Below are 19,785 nucleotides of genomic sequence, written 5' to 3'. Positions count from 1 at the left end.
TATAGCTGCCGCCAACTGTATCAGGACATAAAACCGCAAAGAGAGTTGCCGCGCTCCGCGCGGCAACTCTCTTTGCGGTTTTGATTTTGTCCTAACAAAAATGGCAGCGGCTATATAGTTTAGCTTGCGATCGCCAAAATTGCAGGGACTTAATAACCGCCATCAAGCCCTTTTGCTTACAGCGCTTGGCGCTCAAACCCAAACCAAGGAAATTTTTGAAAGCGTTGCGAAGCAACGCTTTCAAAAATTTCCTTGTGGTTCGTTTGATCGATAATTGCGGTAGGACATAAAACAAGAAGAGCGTAGCGGCGCGAAAATCTATTGCCATGCTTTCATTTTGTCAGAATTCATTAAACCGTAGGGATCGACCATACGCTTGAAGTTTAGTTGCTCGTAGTCAACCGTTTTCATACCACCATCTTCGAGAATATAGGTATGGGGATTGGCAATGAATACGCCCTGCGCCTCATGATATCGAATGATCTCGTTTAAGCGATCGCTAGTGGTAAAACGCACCACCTGAATCGCCGCAGGGATAACTACTCCATTCACCTTAATAAACTCTAAATGCATCATCACTTCATCGCCAAAATACTCATGCATCCGTTGGACTAGTTCCAATTGTGGATCGTTCAAAAATAGGCTCTGAAGATAGGTGAGAGAAGGATCGGCGGCGCGAGCATGTAAGGTGGTGTGATTCCAAGAAAATTCGATTAGACTGATTCCTTTGCCCGCATCCCTTGCGCTTTTTTCGTAGCAAATTTCGCCCTTAAAGTCTCGCACGAGGCTCTGAAATGGTTCGCGATCGCTTTCCGCTACGAGCACTAGAGCGCAGTGGGAATCCTTGGGAATGTAGCTCTGGAGGGCATTGAAATAATTAGCAATCGGTGCTGTATGGACGCTAATCATCTTTTTGATAATGCCGTCACTATTGCCGAGGGCTTGCCCAAACCGAGCGGCTGTCATGAAGTCGGGTAAACTCACTACGAATTCATCCCATCCATAGGCTGGAGCGAGGGGAACTTCTAATTCGGTAATAATGCCATTGGTTCCGTAGGCATGAGCGACTTTTTGGACATCATCGCCTCGCAATTCGATAATTCTGGGTTCATCTTCGAGGGTGACGACCCTTACGGCTCTTAAATTACCGCGATCGCGTAGTTGTCCGTAGAGTACGGAACCGATACCGCCACTACCTCCCGCGATAAATCCTCCAACCGTCGCGCTTCTAAAGGTAGAAGGAATCATTCGCGATTCCCAGCCAGTTTCTTGGGCTTTTTTATCAAGGACTGCCATTTTTACGCCCGTTTCGACGCAGGCTAGTCCCGCTTTAATCCATTTGATTTCTTGCATTCGCAGAGTTTCTAAGATAACGCCGCCTTTGAGGGGTGTGCATTGTCCGTAGTTGCCCGTACCGCTGCCGCGCACTGTGATGGGAATGTTGTATTTGACGCAGGCTTTGGCTATTCTCAGTACCTCGTTTTCATTGGTAGGACGAACTACAGCATCGCCAACTTTGCCAGTTAGGAGTGGAGCAAGGACAGGACTAAAGTGGGCGAAATCTTCTGATAGTTTCGCAACCTGTTCTGGATTTGTAATTACTTCAATTCCAGATAACTCTTCTAATAAATTTTTTAAAGATATTTGCATATACACCAATTGTTTCTATCCCACTATTCTAAGCTTAGCAAAACTCAACGAATATAGCGATCGCCCTAATTATCTCTATAAAAGGCGATCGCCTTTTGTCATCATCAATCGCGATCGCAAAACACTCTTAGTATTCACGAATGACAAATACTGGTGTACTGGACTTGGGTTGGTTTTGCTTTTGGATACGAATTAGGCGATCGCTTCCTCTTGTTCGTATTGGTGAGAGGCGATCGCGCGATCGATTTCTTCTTGATTTGTAGTGTAATAGAATTGGGCGTTACTCAAGTCATCTGTGGTTAACGATGGGAAGTTGCGTAAAAGCTCTGGAGTATCGGCTTCTTGTTGTTGGAGTAAGATGATCGTCCAAACAGGGATATGGTTATTAATGATCTAGGGTTACAAAATCACCATTAGCAAATTCTTTTTCTGTTTCTTCAACTGCCTGTTGATAGCCTTTCCAGCAGAGAAATTCATCCATTTCTTCGAGTAACTTTTGATATGCAGTAATTTCGAGGATAACGGCTATGCGATCGCCTTGAGCGTTGGTGATGTATTGTTCTTGCAGTTGCAGCATAGGTTTAAGTGTCGATGAATTATCTATGAGTTGCCATTATTATAAGCTTTACTCGTTTAGGGGCGATCGCTTTTTGTCATCATCAAAGCGCGATCGCTAATAGAGTCTTATAGACAAAAACAATCGCGGCAAAAATCTGAAGTGAGTAAGGTAAATAGGCGATCGCATTCCTAGTAACGAGTTAGGCTATAATTAGCAGCAAATTTACTGTTCTAAAATTGATTATGTCTCCATCTAAAGTTGAAGAACGTCTATCAAAACTTGAAGCTGAAGTTACGCAATTAAAACTCTCTTTATTGAGTAGTGCAAATACTATCAAGCCTTGGTGGGAGAATATTGTGGGTACGTTTGCTGATGATCCTAGTTTTGAAGAGGCGATCGCGATCGGTAGAGAATATCGTAGATCTTATAAAGATTTGTTTGAGCCATCTGAGGTTGAGTAATGTATCTTTTGGACACAGATCATCTGAGTATTCTTGAGCGTGGTGGGGAGATTGCTCAAAGGATTATAAGTAGACTTGCCATACTTTTCCCTGAAGATATTAATGTTACGGTGATTACTTACGAGGAGCAAACTCGTGGTTGGTTAGGATATATCGCTAAGGCGCGTAACTTGGAGGAACAAATCATTGCCTATCGTAAGCTAGAAAAACATATTGCAACTTTTGCAAGGCTTAAGGTGATTGGATTTGACAGTGAATCAGCAACTATTTTTAAGCGACTTCGCGCTGAGTATCCAAGGTTGGGAACGATGGATCTAAAGATTGCGGCGATCGCTATTTCTAAAGGAGCAACTCTATTAACGCGCAATCTGTCTGATTTTGAAAATATTGCTAATTTGCAAGCGGAAGATTGGACAAATTAGCCGATCGCCTTTTGTCATCATCAAGCGCGATCACCCTAATCATCTCTACAAAAGGCAATGAGGTTTTTACTTAGTTTCCATTATTTTTTTAAGGGATTCTGCGATCGCTACATACTGTCGCGATCGCTAACAGAGCCTTGTAGATAAAAATAATCGCTTCAAAAGTCAAAATGTAAGCAAGGTAGAGATAGGCGATCGCATCAATAATCTCTACAAATTTTATCTTTTACTCTTAATTATTTACTATCAGCATTACACGATTGGTTTAGTCTTCCGTTATCGCCAATAACTTAATAGCTTATGTTAAAGTGTACTCATGTGTACACTTTAATAATTTGTGGCTATGGAAATCCAATCTGTCGGAATTAAAGAATTTCGGGCTAACTTACACAAATACACCAAACAAACATCCGAACCAATAGCCGTTACCTCTCATGGTGTGCCCATAGGCTACTACATACCCACACAACCCACACCCCAAAAACAAGACTTACTCGCTCTACAACAAGCAGTGCAAAAAATCACTCAATTACTGCAAACACAAGGTATCAGTGAAGAGGAGCTATTTGCTGATTTTCAAAGCGTTAGGAAACACACACCTTAACGATGAGAAAGTTAATTGTCCTAGATACCAACATTCTCATTCGTGCAATATTAGGAGAACGAGTTCCCAACTTACTAGAGAAGTATAGTTCTAGCTGTAGTTTCGTTACCCCCGTCAGTTGCTATGACGAATTGAATCACCATTTGCCCAAAATATTACAAAAAAGGAATCTTGCACTAGAGCCATTCTTAAATGCGATCGCACAACTGGCAAAAATAGTCACACCATTAGCTCAGGAAATTTATAGTGACTATGAGGATGATGCAAAACGCAGGATAGAAGATCGCGATCTTAAAGACTGGACTATAGTTGCTCTAGCTCTAGCATTAGACTGTCCAATCTGGACTGAAGATCAAGACTTTTTTGGAATTGGCATCGCAACATGGAATACCCGAAATGTAGAGATTTATCTAAGTAGCAATTAAGAGACATATCCCACTCAATTACTGACGAAACCGATCGTAATCCGCCATAGATGACTCCAAATATCCAAGAAATAGCGCAAACACTCTTTAGCGAAATTCGTCAGCTTATTGATGCCGCCAAACAACGCGCCGCCGTTGCCATCAATACCGAAATTACACTGCTCTATTGGCAAGTTGGAGATCGCATTCAAACCGAAATACTCCAACGTCAACGCGCCGAATATGGCAAACAGGTTATAACAGAACTTTCGCGACACCTTACCCAAACTTACGGTAAAGGCTGGAGCGAAAGGCAACTGCGCTATTGCATCCTGATAGCCGAAGTTTTTCCCGATCGAGAAATTCTGCATACACTGTGTGCAAAATTGAGTTGGTCACATCTCAAACTAATTATGGGCATAGATGACCCATTGAAGCGCAATTTCTATATTGAGATTACGCAACTCGAAAATTGGAGCGTTCGCCAACTACAAGAACGCATCAACTCCATGCTATTCGAGCGCACCGCCATCTCCCGTAAACCAGAAGAAACTATTCGCCATGATTTAGAACAATTACGCGAAAACAAGCAAATCTCACCCGATTTACTGCTAAAAGATCCCTACATCCTCGACTTTTTAGATATAAGCGATCGCTACCTCGAAAAAGACCTCGAAGATGCCATCTTGCGAGACATCGAGAAATTTTTACTAGAACTTGGTGCAGGATTCACCTTTATCGCAAGGCAAAAAACGTATCCAAATCGATAATGACGACTTTTATATTGACCTGCTATTCTATAACCGCAAACTCAAACGCCTTGTTGCGATCGACCTCAAACTCGGCAACTTTCGCCACGAATACAAGAGCCAAGCGGTATCCATGTTGCCGAATACCTCACCGTATTACCACCCAAAGAACTACTTCAAGCAAAACTCCAACAATCGATCGCGCTTCAGCACGTCGGCGCTTACCTTCATCAGAACAGGATTAAATGGCAATTGGTAGGCTTAGCTATTTACAGCAATTTTCGATCAAAAGACCCATAAGAAAGTTTTTGAAAGTGTTGCTTTGCAACACTTTCAAAAACTTTCTTAGTTTGGATTTGAGCGCAAAGCGCTGTAGGAGAAATCAAGCGCCATTCGAGAATTGTGGTGCAGAGAGCCGCAATTCTTGAATGACACTTATGCCTTAACTAAGTAGCTAGGCATAAGTAAACTTAAAACCTAGAAGAGCATACCGCCCGCGCAGCGGGCGGTATGCTCTCTGGTTCTGGTTTTTAATTATGCCGAACTACTTAGTAAAAACCTATCGCTCTGATTACAATTATGAAACTAGCTTCTATTGTCCTATCAGGAATCCTCTGTTTGGGGGTCACTACTTTGATGCCAACTCTATCGGCTTACGCAAGACCTTCTACTTATAACGATGGAGTTGATGCGTTGACTGACGAATTGTGGTGGCAGATCCGTCCAGAGATGCGTGACTCAAAAATTGATACTGGGAATAGTTTATTTATTCGAGAATGGCAAGCAATTCAACGGGTAGTGAGAGCCAATTCTCGCTCATTTAGTGGTGGATATTGTTTTGATGGCTATTCTGCTTTTTTTGATGGCAATCTGGATCGAGTAGCAGATGCCGTATTTTACGTTCGCTATCCTGCCTTTAGCGGTCAAAGAATTCGCCAAGAAGAACAGGGTGCAGCTAGGGTATGGACAGAAATTCGGTTGCGCCTGCGAAATCCGAATGGAGTTACTTCCTGCTAAAGAGGCAAAGCCTGTAGAGTATGCTATGCGTAATCTACAGGCTTTTGGATTAATATTCCCCTGCCTTTGCTGCCGTATCTTTGAGATTGCCAGCAAAGAACATGGGAATAAATTTCTCAACGAAAGAAGATGGATCCTTCTCCCATGCTTTTCTGGCAAGATCGATTCTGGTCTTTTGTAACTCAGGAGAGAACAAAGTCTGGGGAAGCCGATCGGCCAAATATTGAGGACGTTGCCAGATGGGAAGGGTATCGACAATCTTCATTAAGTTCTCAACGCGACGTACCTCCGCGCCTGCAAGCACATCCATCCCTGATTCGTAGGCTGCTTGCTCGATCGCAGCATATTTGCGTTTTGCGAGATCCACCTTGGCATGAAGCGCTTCACTCTTCTTACCAATTTCTGCGAGTTTCCGATTGCCCCAGCGCACATGGGCAACCTCTTCAGGCATAATTTTTTCGATGGTTTCGCGAATTTTGATGTTTTCAGGCGTTTGCTCTGACTTTTGAAGCGCACGAATGTGAGCTGCGAAGTATTCACAACCACGCTTTTCGGTAACATTAATCGCGGCTAGAGACTCGATGATGCCATCTTCAGGGCTACTACCGATAGTTTCGTAACCAATCAAGCGCTCAAACTCGTCTATATAAGAAGATCCAGGAGGAGTGCCGATATCTTCACCAAGTTCGTAGAGCAGATCGGTCAGCCAGAGCGCATGACGAGCTTCATCGGCAATATGATGAGATAAATCTTTAATTAGATCGCGGGGTTTGCCATCAAGTTTTTCGATTAAATCGGTAAGATCCTTGCAGCTTCGTTGCTCGTTGAAACGATAGCGATTGAGGGTTACCATGTGAATTTCACGTTGACGTACCACTCGATCGAGGATATCTTGAGCGCTTAACTGTCCGCGAAGTTTATGGGGATAGGCAACAGTCATTTTAAACCTAGTTTATATATACCAATCTAATTTTAATCTTAATTTGTAAAGAAGTGTGAAGACGAAATTGGCATCTACTCCCTACGACTGGCTCGATCACTCTTTGGATTCAATCCATAAAGCTAATTGGCATCGATCTACCCAAACAATCACTAGCAAAGCAGGGACGATCGCCAAGGTGAATGGACGCGAAATGCTCATGTTTGCCAGTAATAATTATTTGGGATTGGCAGGCGATCGCCGTTTAATTGAAGCGGCGATCGCGGCAACCGAAAAGTACGGCACTGGCACTACGGGATCGCGCTTGGTCACGGGACATCTAGCCCTTCACGAAGAACTGGAATTAGCGATCGCCGATCTTAAAAATACCGAAGCAGCCTTAGTTTTTAGTTCTGGCTATTTAGCAAATTTGGGAACGATATCAGCCATAGTCGGGCAGCGGGACTTAATTTTAGGCGATGCCTACAATCACTCTTGTTTGAAAAAAGGCGCTGTGATGAGTGGTGCTATGGCGATCGATTATCAACACGGCAGTCTGGCAGATCTCTCAGCTAAATTACAGGAGCACCGTTCTAAATATCGCCGTTGTTTAATTACTACGGACAGCGTGTTTAGTATGGATGGCGATCTGGCTCCCTTAAGAGAAATTATGAACTTAGCTGCTACCTATGACTGCATGGTGCTAGTTGATGAGGCTCACGGCACAGGAGTTTTTGGCGATCGCGGTGGCGGCGTGACCAATGCCTTGGGGCTAGGCGCGAACTTAATCCAAGTAGGCACTTTGAGCAAAGCTTTGGGTAGCTTGGGCGGCTATGTGGCAGGCTCCGCCAAGTTAATTGATTACCTGCGGAATCGGGCTGCAACTTGGATCTATACAACTGGTTTATCGCCTGCGGATACAGGCGCAGCGATCGCGGCAATTGAGATCGTTAAATCGGAAAGCGCACTGCGGCAGCAACTTTGGCAAAATGTGGCTATGGTCAAACAAGGCTTACAGGCATTGGGGATTCCAGCGATCGCCTTTGATTCGCCGATTGTGGCGATCGAGGTTGGCGATATTGCCACGACAATGGCACAGTCTCAGTATTTACGCGATCGGGGCATCTTTGCCCCTGCCATCCGTCCACCGACAGTTCCTACAGCAAGAATTCGGGTTACTTTAATGGCAACCCATACCCCCAGCCAAATTCAAACATTACTGCAATATTTAGGGCTTGCCGAACAAGAGGCTAAATCCAAAAGATGAGTGAAGGCACGAAGTGCCTTCACTCATCTTTTGGGTTTTATACCAATTCCCAAAAGTGTGGCTACACTTTTGGGAATTAAAAACCAAACCCAGTAAGGGTTTTAAAATCACAAAATGGCGTAGCCATTTTGTGATTTGGTATTATAGCTGTCCTAAGCAAAGCTTACGTTGCCGTTAATTTTTCTAGGATTTCCGCAGTCCGCAAACCCTGCTTTACCCAAGGCTCAATCGGTTGGATCTTGCTAGTGACACCCAAAATAAAGCGCGTATAGCTCTCTTGCGGAGAATCCAATGGTGCATCCACTTCAGTCTGAGATGACCAATCCGTAGCACAAGCCCGAATATCCTTACCAGCCCAACGGGAAAACCATGCGGCAATGAAGCCCGCCTGTAACTGATGCCAAGGCAATCGACCTGACTGCAGGCCAATTTCGCTTCCTGTTGTTAACACTGAATTTTCCGTAGTCACGACGATCAGACCGTGATGGCGATAGCCAAAGTCGAGGGTGAGATTGCCCATGCCATGCACTGTCCAAAGCTGGCGCATGGTTGCCAAAAACTCCACTGCATTTGTTGCCATGATCGTTTTGCCTTGGTAGGACTCGATCTCACCACGGATATGATCGTAAAAGGAACCACCCCAGCCAAAACCAAAGGTATAAAGCGCCAAAGTACCCGCTTGCCCAGCTTCCGAGGCTAAAGCGGTATGGATGCTCCGCAATAAAAAATCGGGCACAGCGACAAGGCGATCGCCTTGCCTTGTTGAGAGTAAACCCGTTGCAGGATCGGATTTAACATAAAATCGAGGGGAAAAATAATTTCCAGGAATTGAATTGAGCATCATCGGGTTAACCATTGGTGGGCGATCGCAATGTAGGGCAACAACAAAGCAGCATTTTCTTTCGGCAAATTTTCCATTACGGCTTTTTGCAAAGCTCGATAGACAAAATCATTAACCCTTTGATTCTTCAGCGCCAACATAATATTCTGCATCCAATACAACAGACGATCCTTGAGCAATTCCTCATCTTGCAATAGCATCGCCGTAGCACAGTAACGCAACACCAAAGCCATATCGCGCTGACATTTGCTACCGCCATCCACTGTCACCTTAGCCGCTATATCGGGAGCCGTAGCTTGAATCTGTTGTAGCACCTGTGCGACGATCGCATTTTCTTTCGCTTGAATCAAATCATAGGTTTGACGACGCTGTTGCCAAGAAGCGATCGCCCGATCTAAAGTTCGCAAATCTTCAGGATTGATGTAGGAACCATCGGCTCGATCTAAAACATTTTCTAAGAGAGTAATCATGGTTATAAAAGTTTGATTATAAAAGTTTGATTATAGGTAAGTGGGCTTAATTAAATATAAAACCCTGAAACCTGCGGCGCACGCTGCGCGTGCGCCGCAGGGTATCGCTCTAGAACTAGGCATGGAGGTCGCAAAGCAACGGGACTCCTAAACCACAAATTACGATTCAGGGAAGTTAACGAGTAAATCCTCCAACAGAGTGAGATCTTCTTCCTTAACGGTTAGAACTTGCTGACTCTCAGAATTCCACTCAATTTGGGCGATTAAATCTTTGGTACTTAAGATTTCCAAATCCTGAATATCTTCTAAGCCTAAGAGAAAAGGAGTTGGTCGCGGCAGTACTCCCAAGGAGACACTATCTATAGGGATAGGTTCATGGAGATCTGTAGGGCTAGTTGATCGCCCAGTGGCTCGACCAGTTGAGCTTCCAGTCGATTGGCGCGAATTAGTCTTGTCTGCATCCGTTCTGAAGATCTTTTGCAGCAATTTCACCAAGGATCGCCATAGTTTTCTCAAGCGATCGAGCCAGCTATTCCGTTGATGAAAACGATGATGAAAACGATTGCGGTTTTTCATCCTATATACCTCCTGCATCCATAGATGGATTGATCCCAGTAATGCTTGAAGAATCCCGATCCAAAAGCCTTTGCTCAATCTCTTGTGCAGTCGCTCCAGAACTCAACCAAAATTCAGCGGCCTTAATCCTCGTCTCAGAACCAATCAAAAAACGGCAGAAATTATTTCCCATGGAATAGCATTGAATTTCAGTACTACTTAAACCACGATTGAGCATGACCGAAAAGAAACCTGCCAATAGCCCTGCGTAGAGAAAACACACAGGCTTCCCAATATTTCCCATCGATTTTGCAACTGCCGAATCAAATAGATCGATAAAGATAAAACCTTCTCGAATTGAACTGAGATCGACATTCCACTTCCCCCAGCCCTGAGCCGTTAATGGCCACCACCAAGTCTCTAAGGCAAAACTCAGGTTAGATTTACTCACACTGAAATGGTAATCGCGCTCAAACCAAACCTTAAAGTCCTTGGCATCGTTAGTTCCCCAATCTTTACCAATCAGATACATCAGCCATCCTGATGCATCGCCCACCTCATGTTCTAGCCCCTTCAGGAGCGAAACGATAAAATCATCGCTAGCCAATACATATTGATGCTGATTCCAGTCTCTAATCTGTCCCTTGGATTGGTCGAATTTAAAAAAAGTATGACGACTATAATGGCAAACTTGAGATAGAGAGTTTAACGAAAAAAGAGGTTCTCTATTATTACGAAAAGTTGATTTGGTCATTTACAATTCTCGGATTAACTAGGTATAAACTTTCTATACTATGACTTGCAAGAAATTCAGTGAATACAAATAAATGGGGAATAGCTCTATTTGCTTGCAACGGTAGATTTTTCAGGGGGTAATAAAATTTGACTTAAATCAGTGCTAAACGATGAGTCAATTTCTGCCATCTTCTCTAACGCCGATCGCAAAATCAGCTTGCCTTCTTCAACTAATACTTCACCAGTTAAAGGGTGAATTAGATTTTGTTGCGCTCTTTTACCGATTAAGTTTTTTAATTCTCCAATCGAACCAATGTACATCCCTTGAGGAACCTCAATAACGATGCCATCTTGCCAAACTCTTGCTTGACAGGCGAGACGAGAGTTAACTTTCGATGAAGTGATAAAACTGAGGGTCAGGATTTCCTGTTCGCTTTTGGGGCTGAGTGCATCACCACCATCCCTCACGTACACATGACAGGTTGCACATCTTCCTTGACCACCGCAGGCTTGAAGTACGTTCATTTCCTGTTTCAGTAAAACACTGAGTAAAGTACTCTCGGTTGCAACCTCCACGTCTTGGTTTAATGGTTGTAGTTTGATCTGTTTCACTTAAGTCTTATGGCACTGGAGAAATGAGCTTTGAGACATCGGCAGAGAGATTCTTCGCTTGCAGTATCTGCGAAAAGTCCACGATGACTCGTTCGCATTCCTTCAAGAAAGCCCTTACCCATGTTTGGATATCTTGCAACTGAGAAGCAGTTAAGGGTTCAATCTGCTCAGAGATAAAAGGGCAACTGATCTGTCCTTGGTAATCGACTTTCCAATATTCCAACGATGGATGTAAAGCGACTAGACTCTGATGACTTTTATGCCAATAGTTGCCGATCGCTAAAGGACCTAAATAGCAAGAACTGTACTTAGTTAAGCGGTTTAGGGCGACTAGGGTAGCTTCCCAAGTCAATGTGTCGATTTTTTCGGCACTGGCTCCCTTGATTTCCCGTCTATGCTTGATAGCATTTTGGAGCGTACCTCTGAGGGTATGCCGAATTAATGCCTGCTGGAGTAGATGCACATTTTGAGGATGGATGCTCACAACATCATGTACACCGCGTTCGATCGCCCAATCTCGAAAAAAATCGCTGACTTCTCGCTGATCTACCAACAAAATAATCGGCAAGTTATGCCACTGTTTGAGGCAACGGCGGCAAACTTCTAACCAATTTAAATCTTCCAATTTACCCAATAAAATCAGATCGGACGACTGTTGGCTAACAGTCTGAACTAACTGTTGATAATTGGAACAGAGATCGGAAACCAAACGATTATCTTTTTTGATTTCTTGAAGAACAGCCTGAGATATAGTTGGCTTTGACTCAGCTATAGCAATGTGGATAAGCGGCTTTTGCAGATACTGCTCGCCCACAAATTCTTCAAAAAAAGAATCTGAGTTATTCATTATTAATGTCTGCATTTTATAGCTTTAGATATTTTTATTAAATTTTTATATAATTTTGATTTTAGATTTAGGCTAATGGAAAAAATAAAAAAATTAGAATAGCTTGGTCACAAAATCCCCCATCCGAAACATAAAGGTTTTCAATTCTGTAATTAACCAAAATGTTCTATTCCGAGACAATCAGAATACATCATGATTAATTTATGAGTCATGAAAGATGCTACAGGTAGAGGTTAAGAATAAAAATAAATTTGTTATCAGTCTATAACCTCTTAACTGAGCAACATCTAAAAGTTAAAAAAAATATGTAATTTTTAACACAACCAGCCAAACCACTTCCTTCAAGAGTCACTGAGTAACCGTTCTAAAATTTCTTGGGTAATCAGGTTACCTTCTTGCACTAACAACTCACTCGTGATGGGATGGTAGATATCGCGTGGAGCCAAGCGGTTTTTTAATCGTGCAAAAATTTGGGCTAATTTTTTATCCGCTTTATTATCTAAATAAAAAACGACTCCATCTTCTAAAACCGAAGTTTGACAGGTCAAACGATAGAGAGCTATATCTCGGCGAACATTCTTCAGGGTTGCTTGCTCTAGATTTTCCATCGGACTGAGACGACTCTCTCCATCAAACACCCTCAGAGCACAAGTGCCACAGATGCCTTGTCCCTGACAAGTTGCGGCTAATTCTACCTTGGCATGTTTAAGCGATCGCCATAATTTATCTTTGGCTGAGACGTTGATCGTAATTCCTAGGGGTTCGAGTTTAATACAAGGCATAGAGCTTAAATGGTGGCGAAATCATCCGATGCGGAAAAAAGCTAAAATAAAGAAATTATGGTGGTCATCTTAACCTTTTTAGTGCGTATTTTCTTCCATGAATTTCGCTTCTTTTGAAAATCTCTTTTGAAAATCTCTTTTAGTTCTCTTTTAGTTCTCTTTTAGTTCCTCTTTAGTTCTTCTATTTCTTTTATTTAAACCAGTTGATTTTTTGTGTTTTCTCCAAAGGATTTAGCGATTATCTTCTCAATTGTGGTTGGCGTGATCGCCATTGGTATTTTAATTTATCCATTTTTGATCAAGTGGCAACGCAATCGCCTTAGAATGAAACCTTTTCCAAGAACTTGGTTAAATATAATTGAGGAGAATCTATCTATTTATCCTAGTTTGACTTCGGCGCAACAAAAGGAACTACAGGGCTATGTACTGGTATTTCTGACGGAAAAGCAATTTATTGGCTGTAGGGGATTCCAGATTACCGAAGAAGTGAAGGTCACGATCGCCGCTTTTGCCTGTTTATTGTTGTTTGGCGATCGCCAAACCTATTTCCCTAATCTACGTTCGATTCTGGTATATCCCGATGCTTACATCGTCAATGAGATGGTCATGAGCGATCGCTATATAGTGGAAGAACGGCTTGTTGCTAGATTAGGAGAATCATGGACAATGGATCAATTAATTCTCTCTTGGGAACAGGTAAAAAGAGATATTCAGAATTGGCAAGATGGACGGAATGTGGTGTTGCATGAGTTTGCCCATCAACTCGATCAAGAGGATGGGCATGCGGAAGGAGTACCAATTTTGTCGAGAGCTTTGGACTACGCTGCATGGTCAAAGATCATGACCGCCGAATATCTGCAACTATGCGATCGGGTAGAAAATGGGAAAAAGACAGTCCTCGATAGCTACGGTGCGACCAATCCAGCGGAGTTTTTTGCGGTGGCAACGGAGACATTCTTTGAGAAGCCTAAACAGTTAAATCAAAAGCATCCCGATCTCTACGACCTTCTCCAACGCTACTACCACCTAGATCCTCAGCAATGGTAGGATTAAATTTAAAATCGCACGATTCAATCAAATTTCACATAACTTATTATGAGGAATCCATTGCAAGAATCTATAAATTTCAATAAACAAAATGCTGAGAAGCAAGCAGAGCGAAAAAACACACTCGATAAAATTTCAAACGACAATGCGAAATTGAAGGGGGCTGTTGAAAATCAAAAAAAGCACGTCGGAGAAATCCTAAGAAGTAAACAATAACAATACAATTTAATTGATTTCTTTATGTCTAGAAGAGATGATTTACATTTTCCCTTGCGCCGTACCCTTGAAAAAGATGGATGGATAATTACCAGCGATCCCTTGATCTTGGTTCTTGGGCAGACACTTTTAAAAGCTGATTTAGGAGCCGAAAAGCTTTTTACAGCCGAAAAAGAAGGACGTAAAATAGCCGTTGAGATCAAAGATTTTGATGCTCCTTCGGTAATTAGTGAACTAGAGAAAACTATGGGTCAACTTCAACTTTACCAATGGGCTTTAGAAGAACAAGAGCCAGAACGTCAATTGTTTTTGGCTATAAGTCAAGCTGTGTATATTTCACAATTTCAAAAGCCAATTTTTCAGATTGCCATCCAGCGAAGTAAAATTAATTTATTAATCTATGCCCCAGATCAGGAGGTAGTTGTCAAATGGATAACTCACTAAAGTATGTAGATATCCTCAAAAAAACAGTACAGGATGCCACAATCGATCAGCCTAGTCTGCAAGCAATCAAGCTCTACCCAGTCTGTGATGCCGAGTCTGGACATTTTCTAGTTCTTGCGACAGGTTGGGATAAACAGCGTTGGATGGATAGTGTCTTATTTCATGCGCGACTTATTGAAAAAGATAACAGCGATCGCCAAGTCATCATCGAAGAAGATAACTTTGAGGAAGGATTAGTGAATACACTCATCGCAGCAGGGATCAAAAAAGAAGACATTGTCACCAGTTGGCAACAAGCGATCACAGTGAATAAATAACCCAATGCCAAACTTTGTAACTCAATCATTACAAGACCTACAGCAACAAGTTCCCATTATTAGCGATAAGGTATTGGTGGATTTGGTGAATGGGATGCAAGTAAATGATGACCTCAGTGGTTATGATGAGGCTAAAATGTGTTTAGAGCCGATTTTAAAAACCTTGACAATAGAGGCTGGAAGGCACGATAGCTTAGATTCTCTACAGCAAAAAAACAAACAACTTGCTAATGATCCTCATGTTTATTAAAAAACTTCCTTTTAATACTCTCATTAGCCCAAATTGCAAGAATATTGTTAATATTATTGGGGCATTATTGGGGCGAATACAGCCTCGATCGCGATCTCTAGCAAATCCTACAGTATTAACATCATTTACTAGATTGGCTCTACCAAATTCTCGCATTAAAGCATTCTTTTTAAGCATCGCCACGATCGCAGCATTTGCGGCGCTCATCGCCATGTATTTAAATCGCGATGAATTGGTTTATATCGGGCTTGCTATCATCTCAACGATTATCCTCCCAATTCTTTTGCCGCCGTTTCTAACTGCGATCGCTAATTCTCCCCTAGGGCAACGCTGGGATATTACTCTGTCAAGCATTTTAGCTGGTGTGGTCTTATTTATGGCTGCCCATGTCACCGAGCTGGATCTCGCATTTGCCCGATGGTTTGACACGATCAAGTGGGAAGCCTTAGGAGCAGTAGGGCAGATTTTAATTGCGATTTTGGCGGTGTGGGTGGCTTGGCGGCAAAATCAGATTTCTGAAAGCTTGACGGGTCAGCAAAATGTCATTACCCAACAGCAAACCATTGATTCCTATTTTCAAGGAATTTCCGACCTCGTACTCGACCCCCAAGGTCAATTGGAAGATTGGCCGCTTGAAAGAGCGATCGCCCAAGCAAGAACTGCCGCCCTATTAGGTGGTTGCGATGCTGACGGACGCGCGAAAATTATTCGCTTCCTATCGAGCGCCAATCTCCTTACCCCCCTGAAACGAGATGGTTTACTTGGTCGTCCCATTCTCGATGGGACTGGGGGCTATGTGGTCGATCTGGCAAATGGAGTGCGGGTCGTTAATTTAGGAATGATGTTAGCGAATCGCGATATTTGCCATACGGATTTGCGAAATGCGGATTTGAGTGGGGCAAACTTGATTAAGACCAATTTCCTGAACTGCGATCTGACGGGGGCAAACTTTGGTGGGGCGGTTTTGGCTAAAGCCAATTTGAGGGGTACGGATCTCAGTCGGGTAAAAATGTTTTATGGCAAGCTCGAAACTGCCTCTCCTCGCGATCGTCAGCATCTGCCTAACTTTGATACGGGTGAATATACAGGAGCAGTTGTCGAAGACGCTGATTTTAGCAAGGCGATCGACCTATCCGAAGAAACTCGCCAGTACCTATGTGCTTGGTGTGGTAAAAAATCTCGCAAAACTATTCCAGGAGGCTGTGAAGATGTACCAAATCGATTGGGGCGCTAGCGTTACGCATTGTCCTAAAGAAAAAAAACAAAGCCAAGCTCCAAGCCCAAATCATCAAACCCAAAATCGGATCTTGGCTCTTGCTTCTTGTCTAACTTTACAGATTGCCACCTTGGTCATGAGTCCTCTGCTGGTTACCGCCGAAAGTATATCGCCAAATGTCTCGCCAAACACTTCGCCATCGGTTCGGGAAGATAGCCCTGAAGAAGTTTTACGTGCGGAGATCTATACCGATGCCCGATCGCCCATTGATGGTAAACAACTCAGTGCTGCTGAATATACCGAACTCATGGAAAAATTGCGATCGCTCGATAATATCCCCCCCGAGGATTTGGTATCGCCGAAAGTCCGAGAAATAATTGGGCTATTGAAGCTACGTAAGTTCCTAAAACAATTCATTCCCTTCGTTCCTTAATATATAGCTGCCGATTGAGATTGAAGAATGCGCGTTGCTTCATCGGCGGGAATAGGACGGCTGAATAGATACCCTTGGACGGCATCACAATTATGCGATCGCAAAAATTCTAACTGCTCCTTTCGCTCTACTCCCTCCGCAATTACCCGCAGATTGAGGTTATGAGCCATCGCAATTATAGCCGATGTGATCGCTGCATCATCCCGATTTTGCGGTGTCTCGCGGATAAAGCTCGCATCGATTTTGACCTTGCTCACGGGCAACAGACGTAAATAACTGAGAGAAGAATAGCCAGTACCAAAATCATCAATCGAGATACTTATCCCTAGGGATTTTAACTTCTTAAGAACAGCAATAGTTGTGCTTTGATCTTGCATTACCAAGCTTTCCGTAATTTCGATCTCTAAATACTGCGGTTCTAAACCAATTTCCGATAGAATCTGCATAACGCGCGTACAAAGATCCGTCACTTGAAATTGCTGAGCGGAGAAATTTACTGCCATCCGAATTGCGGGTAAACCTTGACTTTGCCATAGATAATTTTGCTGACATGCCGTGCATAAAACCCATTCTCCCAAACGGACAATTAGTCCATGCTCCTCGGCAGCAGGAATGAATTGGGTTGGGGGAACCCATCCGAGTTCAGGATGCAGCCAACGAGCTAACGCCTCCATGCAATCAATCTCCCCCGTAACCAAGTTAATTTGCGGTTGATAAAACACCTGAAACTCGGAGCGTTCGAGGGCTTGGCGAATTCCATTCTCGATCGCCACATATTCTTTTACCTTTGCGCCGATCGCATGATTGTAGAGCTGATAATGATTTCTACCGCGTTCTTTCGCGCGAAACATTGCCGTATCAGCATTCTTCATCAAGGTTTCTTCATCCATTCCATCGTTAGGATAGAGACTAATGCCAATACTCGTACCAATGTGCAAGGGCGTTTCTTCAACTAAGAAAGGATTTTCAAAGGACTGTAAAATTAATTGAGCAAATTGTTGAATAGATTCTATACTTTGCAATTCAGCGACAAAGATCATAAATTCATCTCCACCCATCCGTGCGAGAAAAGTGCTTTCAAACATACAATCGCTCAATCTTTTGGCAACTTCGATGAGGAGGCGATCGCCTGCGGCATGACCCATCGTATCGTTGACTAACTTAAAGCGATCTAGATCCAGAAACATCACCGCCAGCAATGGAGGAATGGTCTTGATGTCAGTAATTTGGTTTCGCTCGATATGAGTTTGTAGTTGTACCGATGCATTGACCAAAGCGGCACAAAGGCGATCGCGAAATAGAACGCGGTTAGGCAGATCGGTCAAAGAGTCATGGAAGGCCAGATGCTCGATCTCTGCCTTAGCAATTTTGCTGGCGGTAATATCTTCAACTGTTCCTTCAAAGTAAATAATATTACCGATAACATCCCGAACAGCATGGACATTTTCAGAAGTCCAAATAATCGATCCATCCTTGCGATAGACTTGAGATTCAAATTGTTTGACATCTTCCTGCTCTGTCAAAAGTTCAATTAGCTCCAACCGACTTTGAGGATCGACATAGAGTTGCTCTTCGATATTGGTGAGATTAGCAACCAAATCTTCAGGAGATTCATAGCCATAGATTTTGGCGAGCATTGGGTTGGCGATGAGAAATTTTCCATCGACTGAGGTTTGAAAAATACCTTCAACCGCATTCTCAAAGATGCTGCGATATTTAGCTTCAGCCCGTTTGAGGTCTTCCTGTGCTTGAATTTTTTGGGTGACATCATTGATTAAAATCAATTCACATCTGTGATTTTGATACTCAAGGGTATGTGCTGAAACCTCTACTAAAATCTGGCTACCATCTTTTTTGCGATGCGTCCAAATCTCAGGCACGCTAAAGCCAGTGGATACTTTAGCGATCGCTTCTAAGAGTTTGGGAACATCCTCAATAGGACGAATATCAAGCACCGTCATGGATAAAAACTCTGCCTCACTATAGCCATAGTGGTTGATTGCAGCCTGATTGACTGCCAAAAACTCTAGGGTTTCCAGATTGTAAATCCACATCGGATGGGGATTATTCTCAAAAAGATAGCGTGTCCGATTTTCAAAATCCTGCTTATTCCGCTCTGTCCTTTCCCAATCGGTAATATCTTCAAATCGATTGACAAAATAAGGTTCCTGCGCACCGCTAATATCAAGATCCGTACTTTGGATGACCTGCACAATTTGACCATCTTCGCGAATATAACGTACATTGAGGTAGCAGCGATCAATTTCCCCCGATAGCAATCTCTCCTTCAGCACATAGTAAGCCGATAAATCGTCAGGATAGCAAATCTGTTCGTAGTTAAGTTCGCGAATTTGTGAGTCGCTATATCCTAATAACTCACAAAAGGAAATGCTAACGCCAATAATCTGGTCATCGATGGTAGTCTCAAATACCCCAACCGTACTGCTCTCCATACACTTGGCAATACGCATTAAGTTTCTAAGACGTTCCTGTTTGAGAACCTCTTGATATATGGGATTAAGATGTTGATATCTTTCAGTCAAAATTTGTACCTTGACGGGTCATTCAAAATTGCAACTTTAGAGATTTCCCTGTTGAAAAAAAGCCATGGAAAATCTTAGCTTACCCCATAATTTAATATAATTTTAATATAATATAATCGTTAAAGCCTAGGTAGCTAGGCGCAACTAAGTATAAAAGCTCAAATTATAAAAGCTCAAAAAACTTAGCACAAGTGCTCTATACGTTAAACCCTCATTCTTTTTTCGCTCTTTTTTTACTCTTGCCCTTTTTGCTCTTGCCATTAAATATAAGTATCTAGGCATAGTTAAAACCCAACCCCAAAAGCTGTAGCGCACTCTCTACAAGCGCTACAGCTTTTGTGACAAACAAAAACAGAGAGAGTACCGCCCGCGCAGCGGGCGGTACTCTCTTCTAGGTTTTAAGTTTACTTATGCCTAGCTACTTA

General features: G+C 42.9%; 24 protein-coding genes and 1 pseudogene. 13 read left to right on the top strand and 12 right to left on the bottom strand.

What is annotated here, in order from left to right; translation table 11 throughout:
- Positions 1 to 318 precede the first annotated feature (318 nt).
- The 3 genes from AC805_RS19530 to AC805_RS19520 all read right to left on the bottom strand — a co-directional run bounded on the left by AC805_RS19530 (position 319) and on the right by AC805_RS19520 (position 2,227).
- Entirely contained in the window at positions 319 to 1,650 is a 1,332-nt protein-coding gene (locus tag AC805_RS19530; protein WP_055076946.1) for an FAD-binding oxidoreductase, read from the bottom strand.
- Positions 1,651 to 1,842: 192 nt separating this feature from the next.
- Entirely contained in the window at positions 1,843 to 2,028 is a 186-nt protein-coding gene (locus AC805_RS27180) for a DUF433 domain-containing protein (protein WP_269433612.1), read from the bottom strand.
- 7 nt (positions 2,029 to 2,035) lie between these two features.
- Entirely contained in the window at positions 2,036 to 2,227 is a 192-nt protein-coding gene (locus tag AC805_RS19520) for a hypothetical protein (RefSeq protein ID WP_055076945.1), read from the bottom strand.
- Positions 2,228 to 2,451: 224 nt separating this feature from the next.
- On the opposite strand from AC805_RS19520, the gene AC805_RS19515 reads away from it, so the two are divergent.
- The 6 genes and pseudogenes from AC805_RS19515 to AC805_RS19490 all read left to right on the top strand — a co-directional run bounded on the left by AC805_RS19515 (position 2,452) and on the right by AC805_RS19490 (position 5,866).
- Positions 2,452 to 2,670, top strand: a complete 219-nt coding sequence (locus AC805_RS19515) for a hypothetical protein (RefSeq protein WP_055076944.1) — start codon at positions 2,452 to 2,454, stop codon at positions 2,668 to 2,670.
- A complete protein-coding gene (locus AC805_RS19510; protein WP_055076943.1) occupies positions 2,670 to 3,092 on the top strand; it encodes a type II toxin-antitoxin system VapC family toxin in 423 nt (140 codons plus the stop codon). The genes AC805_RS19515 and AC805_RS19510 overlap by 1 nt, the downstream gene beginning before the upstream one ends.
- A gap of 343 nt (positions 3,093 to 3,435) precedes the next feature.
- Positions 3,436 to 3,696: a prevent-host-death family protein gene (locus AC805_RS19505; protein ID WP_055076942.1), complete on the top strand. Its 261-nt coding sequence runs from the start codon at positions 3,436 to 3,438 to the stop codon at positions 3,694 to 3,696.
- A gap of 2 nt (positions 3,697 to 3,698) precedes the next feature.
- Positions 3,699 to 4,121, top strand: coding sequence for a PIN domain-containing protein (locus AC805_RS19500; protein WP_072143688.1), 423 nt, complete (start codon positions 3,699 to 3,701; stop codon positions 4,119 to 4,121).
- A 50-nt stretch (positions 4,122 to 4,171) separates the two neighbouring features.
- Positions 4,172 to 5,094 (top strand): annotated as a pseudogene (locus AC805_RS19495) (YhcG family protein).
- Positions 5,095 to 5,428: 334 nt separating this feature from the next.
- Positions 5,429 to 5,866: a hypothetical protein gene (locus tag AC805_RS19490; protein ID WP_055076941.1), complete on the top strand. Its 438-nt coding sequence runs from the start codon at positions 5,429 to 5,431 to the stop codon at positions 5,864 to 5,866.
- A 49-nt stretch (positions 5,867 to 5,915) separates the two neighbouring features.
- On the opposite strand, the gene AC805_RS19485 is transcribed toward AC805_RS19490, so the two are convergent.
- Complete coding sequence (locus AC805_RS19485; RefSeq protein WP_055076940.1) at positions 5,916 to 6,806, bottom strand: ferritin-like domain-containing protein; 891 nt, start codon at positions 6,804 to 6,806, stop codon at positions 5,916 to 5,918.
- A 55-nt stretch (positions 6,807 to 6,861) separates the two neighbouring features.
- On the opposite strand from AC805_RS19485, the gene bioF reads away from it, so the two are divergent.
- The gene (gene bioF / locus AC805_RS19480) at positions 6,862 to 8,052 is read left to right on the top strand and encodes an 8-amino-7-oxononanoate synthase (protein ID WP_082429569.1); all 1,191 of its coding nucleotides are present in this window, start codon (positions 6,862 to 6,864) and stop codon (positions 8,050 to 8,052) included.
- 163 nt (positions 8,053 to 8,215) lie between these two features.
- On the opposite strand, the gene AC805_RS19475 is transcribed toward bioF, so the two are convergent.
- The 7 genes from AC805_RS19475 to AC805_RS19445 form a co-directional block, all read right to left on the bottom strand.
- The gene (locus tag AC805_RS19475; protein WP_055076939.1) at positions 8,216 to 8,896 is read right to left on the bottom strand and encodes a hypothetical protein; all 681 of its coding nucleotides are present in this window, start codon (positions 8,894 to 8,896) and stop codon (positions 8,216 to 8,218) included.
- Complete coding sequence (locus tag AC805_RS19470; RefSeq protein ID WP_055076938.1) at positions 8,893 to 9,363, bottom strand: phycocyanin; 471 nt, start codon at positions 9,361 to 9,363, stop codon at positions 8,893 to 8,895. Before AC805_RS19470 ends, AC805_RS19475 begins: the two co-directional genes overlap by 4 nt.
- 159 nt (positions 9,364 to 9,522) lie before the next feature.
- Positions 9,523 to 9,939 (bottom strand): hypothetical protein, encoded by a 417-nt coding sequence (locus tag AC805_RS19465; protein ID WP_055076937.1) that lies wholly within the window; start codon positions 9,937 to 9,939, stop codon positions 9,523 to 9,525.
- Position 9,940: 1 nt separating this feature from the next.
- A complete protein-coding gene (locus AC805_RS19460) occupies positions 9,941 to 10,672 on the bottom strand; it encodes a V4R domain-containing protein (protein ID WP_055076936.1) in 732 nt (243 codons plus the stop codon).
- A gap of 86 nt (positions 10,673 to 10,758) precedes the next feature.
- A complete protein-coding gene (locus tag AC805_RS19455; RefSeq protein ID WP_055076935.1) occupies positions 10,759 to 11,265 on the bottom strand; it encodes a 2Fe-2S iron-sulfur cluster-binding protein in 507 nt (168 codons plus the stop codon).
- A gap of 7 nt (positions 11,266 to 11,272) precedes the next feature.
- Positions 11,273 to 12,112, bottom strand: coding sequence for a hypothetical protein (locus tag AC805_RS19450; protein WP_055076934.1), 840 nt, complete (start codon positions 12,110 to 12,112; stop codon positions 11,273 to 11,275).
- A 341-nt stretch (positions 12,113 to 12,453) separates the two neighbouring features.
- The gene (locus AC805_RS19445; protein WP_055076933.1) at positions 12,454 to 12,894 is read right to left on the bottom strand and encodes a 2Fe-2S iron-sulfur cluster-binding protein; all 441 of its coding nucleotides are present in this window, start codon (positions 12,892 to 12,894) and stop codon (positions 12,454 to 12,456) included.
- A 213-nt stretch (positions 12,895 to 13,107) separates the two neighbouring features.
- Between AC805_RS19445 and AC805_RS19440 the strand changes: the two genes are divergently transcribed.
- The 6 genes from AC805_RS19440 to AC805_RS19415 all read left to right on the top strand — a co-directional run bounded on the left by AC805_RS19440 (position 13,108) and on the right by AC805_RS19415 (position 16,817).
- Entirely contained in the window at positions 13,108 to 13,941 is an 834-nt protein-coding gene (locus AC805_RS19440; RefSeq protein WP_055076932.1) for a zinc-dependent peptidase, read from the top strand.
- Positions 13,942 to 14,181: 240 nt separating this feature from the next.
- A complete protein-coding gene (locus AC805_RS19435) occupies positions 14,182 to 14,601 on the top strand; it encodes a XisH family protein (protein WP_055076931.1) in 420 nt (139 codons plus the stop codon).
- On the top strand, positions 14,586 to 14,918 hold the full coding sequence (locus tag AC805_RS19430; RefSeq protein ID WP_055076930.1) for an element excision factor XisI family protein: 333 nt from the start codon (positions 14,586 to 14,588) through the stop codon (positions 14,916 to 14,918). Before AC805_RS19435 ends, AC805_RS19430 begins: the two co-directional genes overlap by 16 nt.
- Before the next feature lie 4 nt (positions 14,919 to 14,922).
- Entirely contained in the window at positions 14,923 to 15,168 is a 246-nt protein-coding gene (locus tag AC805_RS19425) for a hypothetical protein (protein ID WP_055076929.1), read from the top strand.
- Between the two features lie 211 nt (positions 15,169 to 15,379).
- The gene (locus tag AC805_RS19420) at positions 15,380 to 16,402 is read left to right on the top strand and encodes a pentapeptide repeat-containing protein (protein WP_055076949.1); all 1,023 of its coding nucleotides are present in this window, start codon (positions 15,380 to 15,382) and stop codon (positions 16,400 to 16,402) included.
- Entirely contained in the window at positions 16,377 to 16,817 is a 441-nt protein-coding gene (locus AC805_RS19415; protein WP_197278794.1) for a hypothetical protein, read from the top strand. The genes AC805_RS19420 and AC805_RS19415 overlap by 26 nt, the downstream gene beginning before the upstream one ends.
- Here the strand turns inward: AC805_RS19415 and AC805_RS19410 are convergent.
- Complete coding sequence (locus tag AC805_RS19410; protein ID WP_156341488.1) at positions 16,814 to 19,360, bottom strand: EAL domain-containing protein; 2,547 nt, start codon at positions 19,358 to 19,360, stop codon at positions 16,814 to 16,816. The two genes, AC805_RS19415 and AC805_RS19410, sit on opposite strands and share 4 nt — an antisense overlap.
- Between the last annotated feature and the right edge of the window lie 425 nt (positions 19,361 to 19,785).

The sequence above is a fragment of the Pseudanabaena sp. 'Roaring Creek' genome (assembly GCF_001402795.1).
Taxonomy (GTDB): domain Bacteria; phylum Cyanobacteriota; class Cyanobacteriia; order Pseudanabaenales; family Pseudanabaenaceae; genus Pseudanabaena.
Note: the sequence above shows the minus strand (reverse complement) of the source record. Positions and strands in the feature narration are given on the sequence as shown.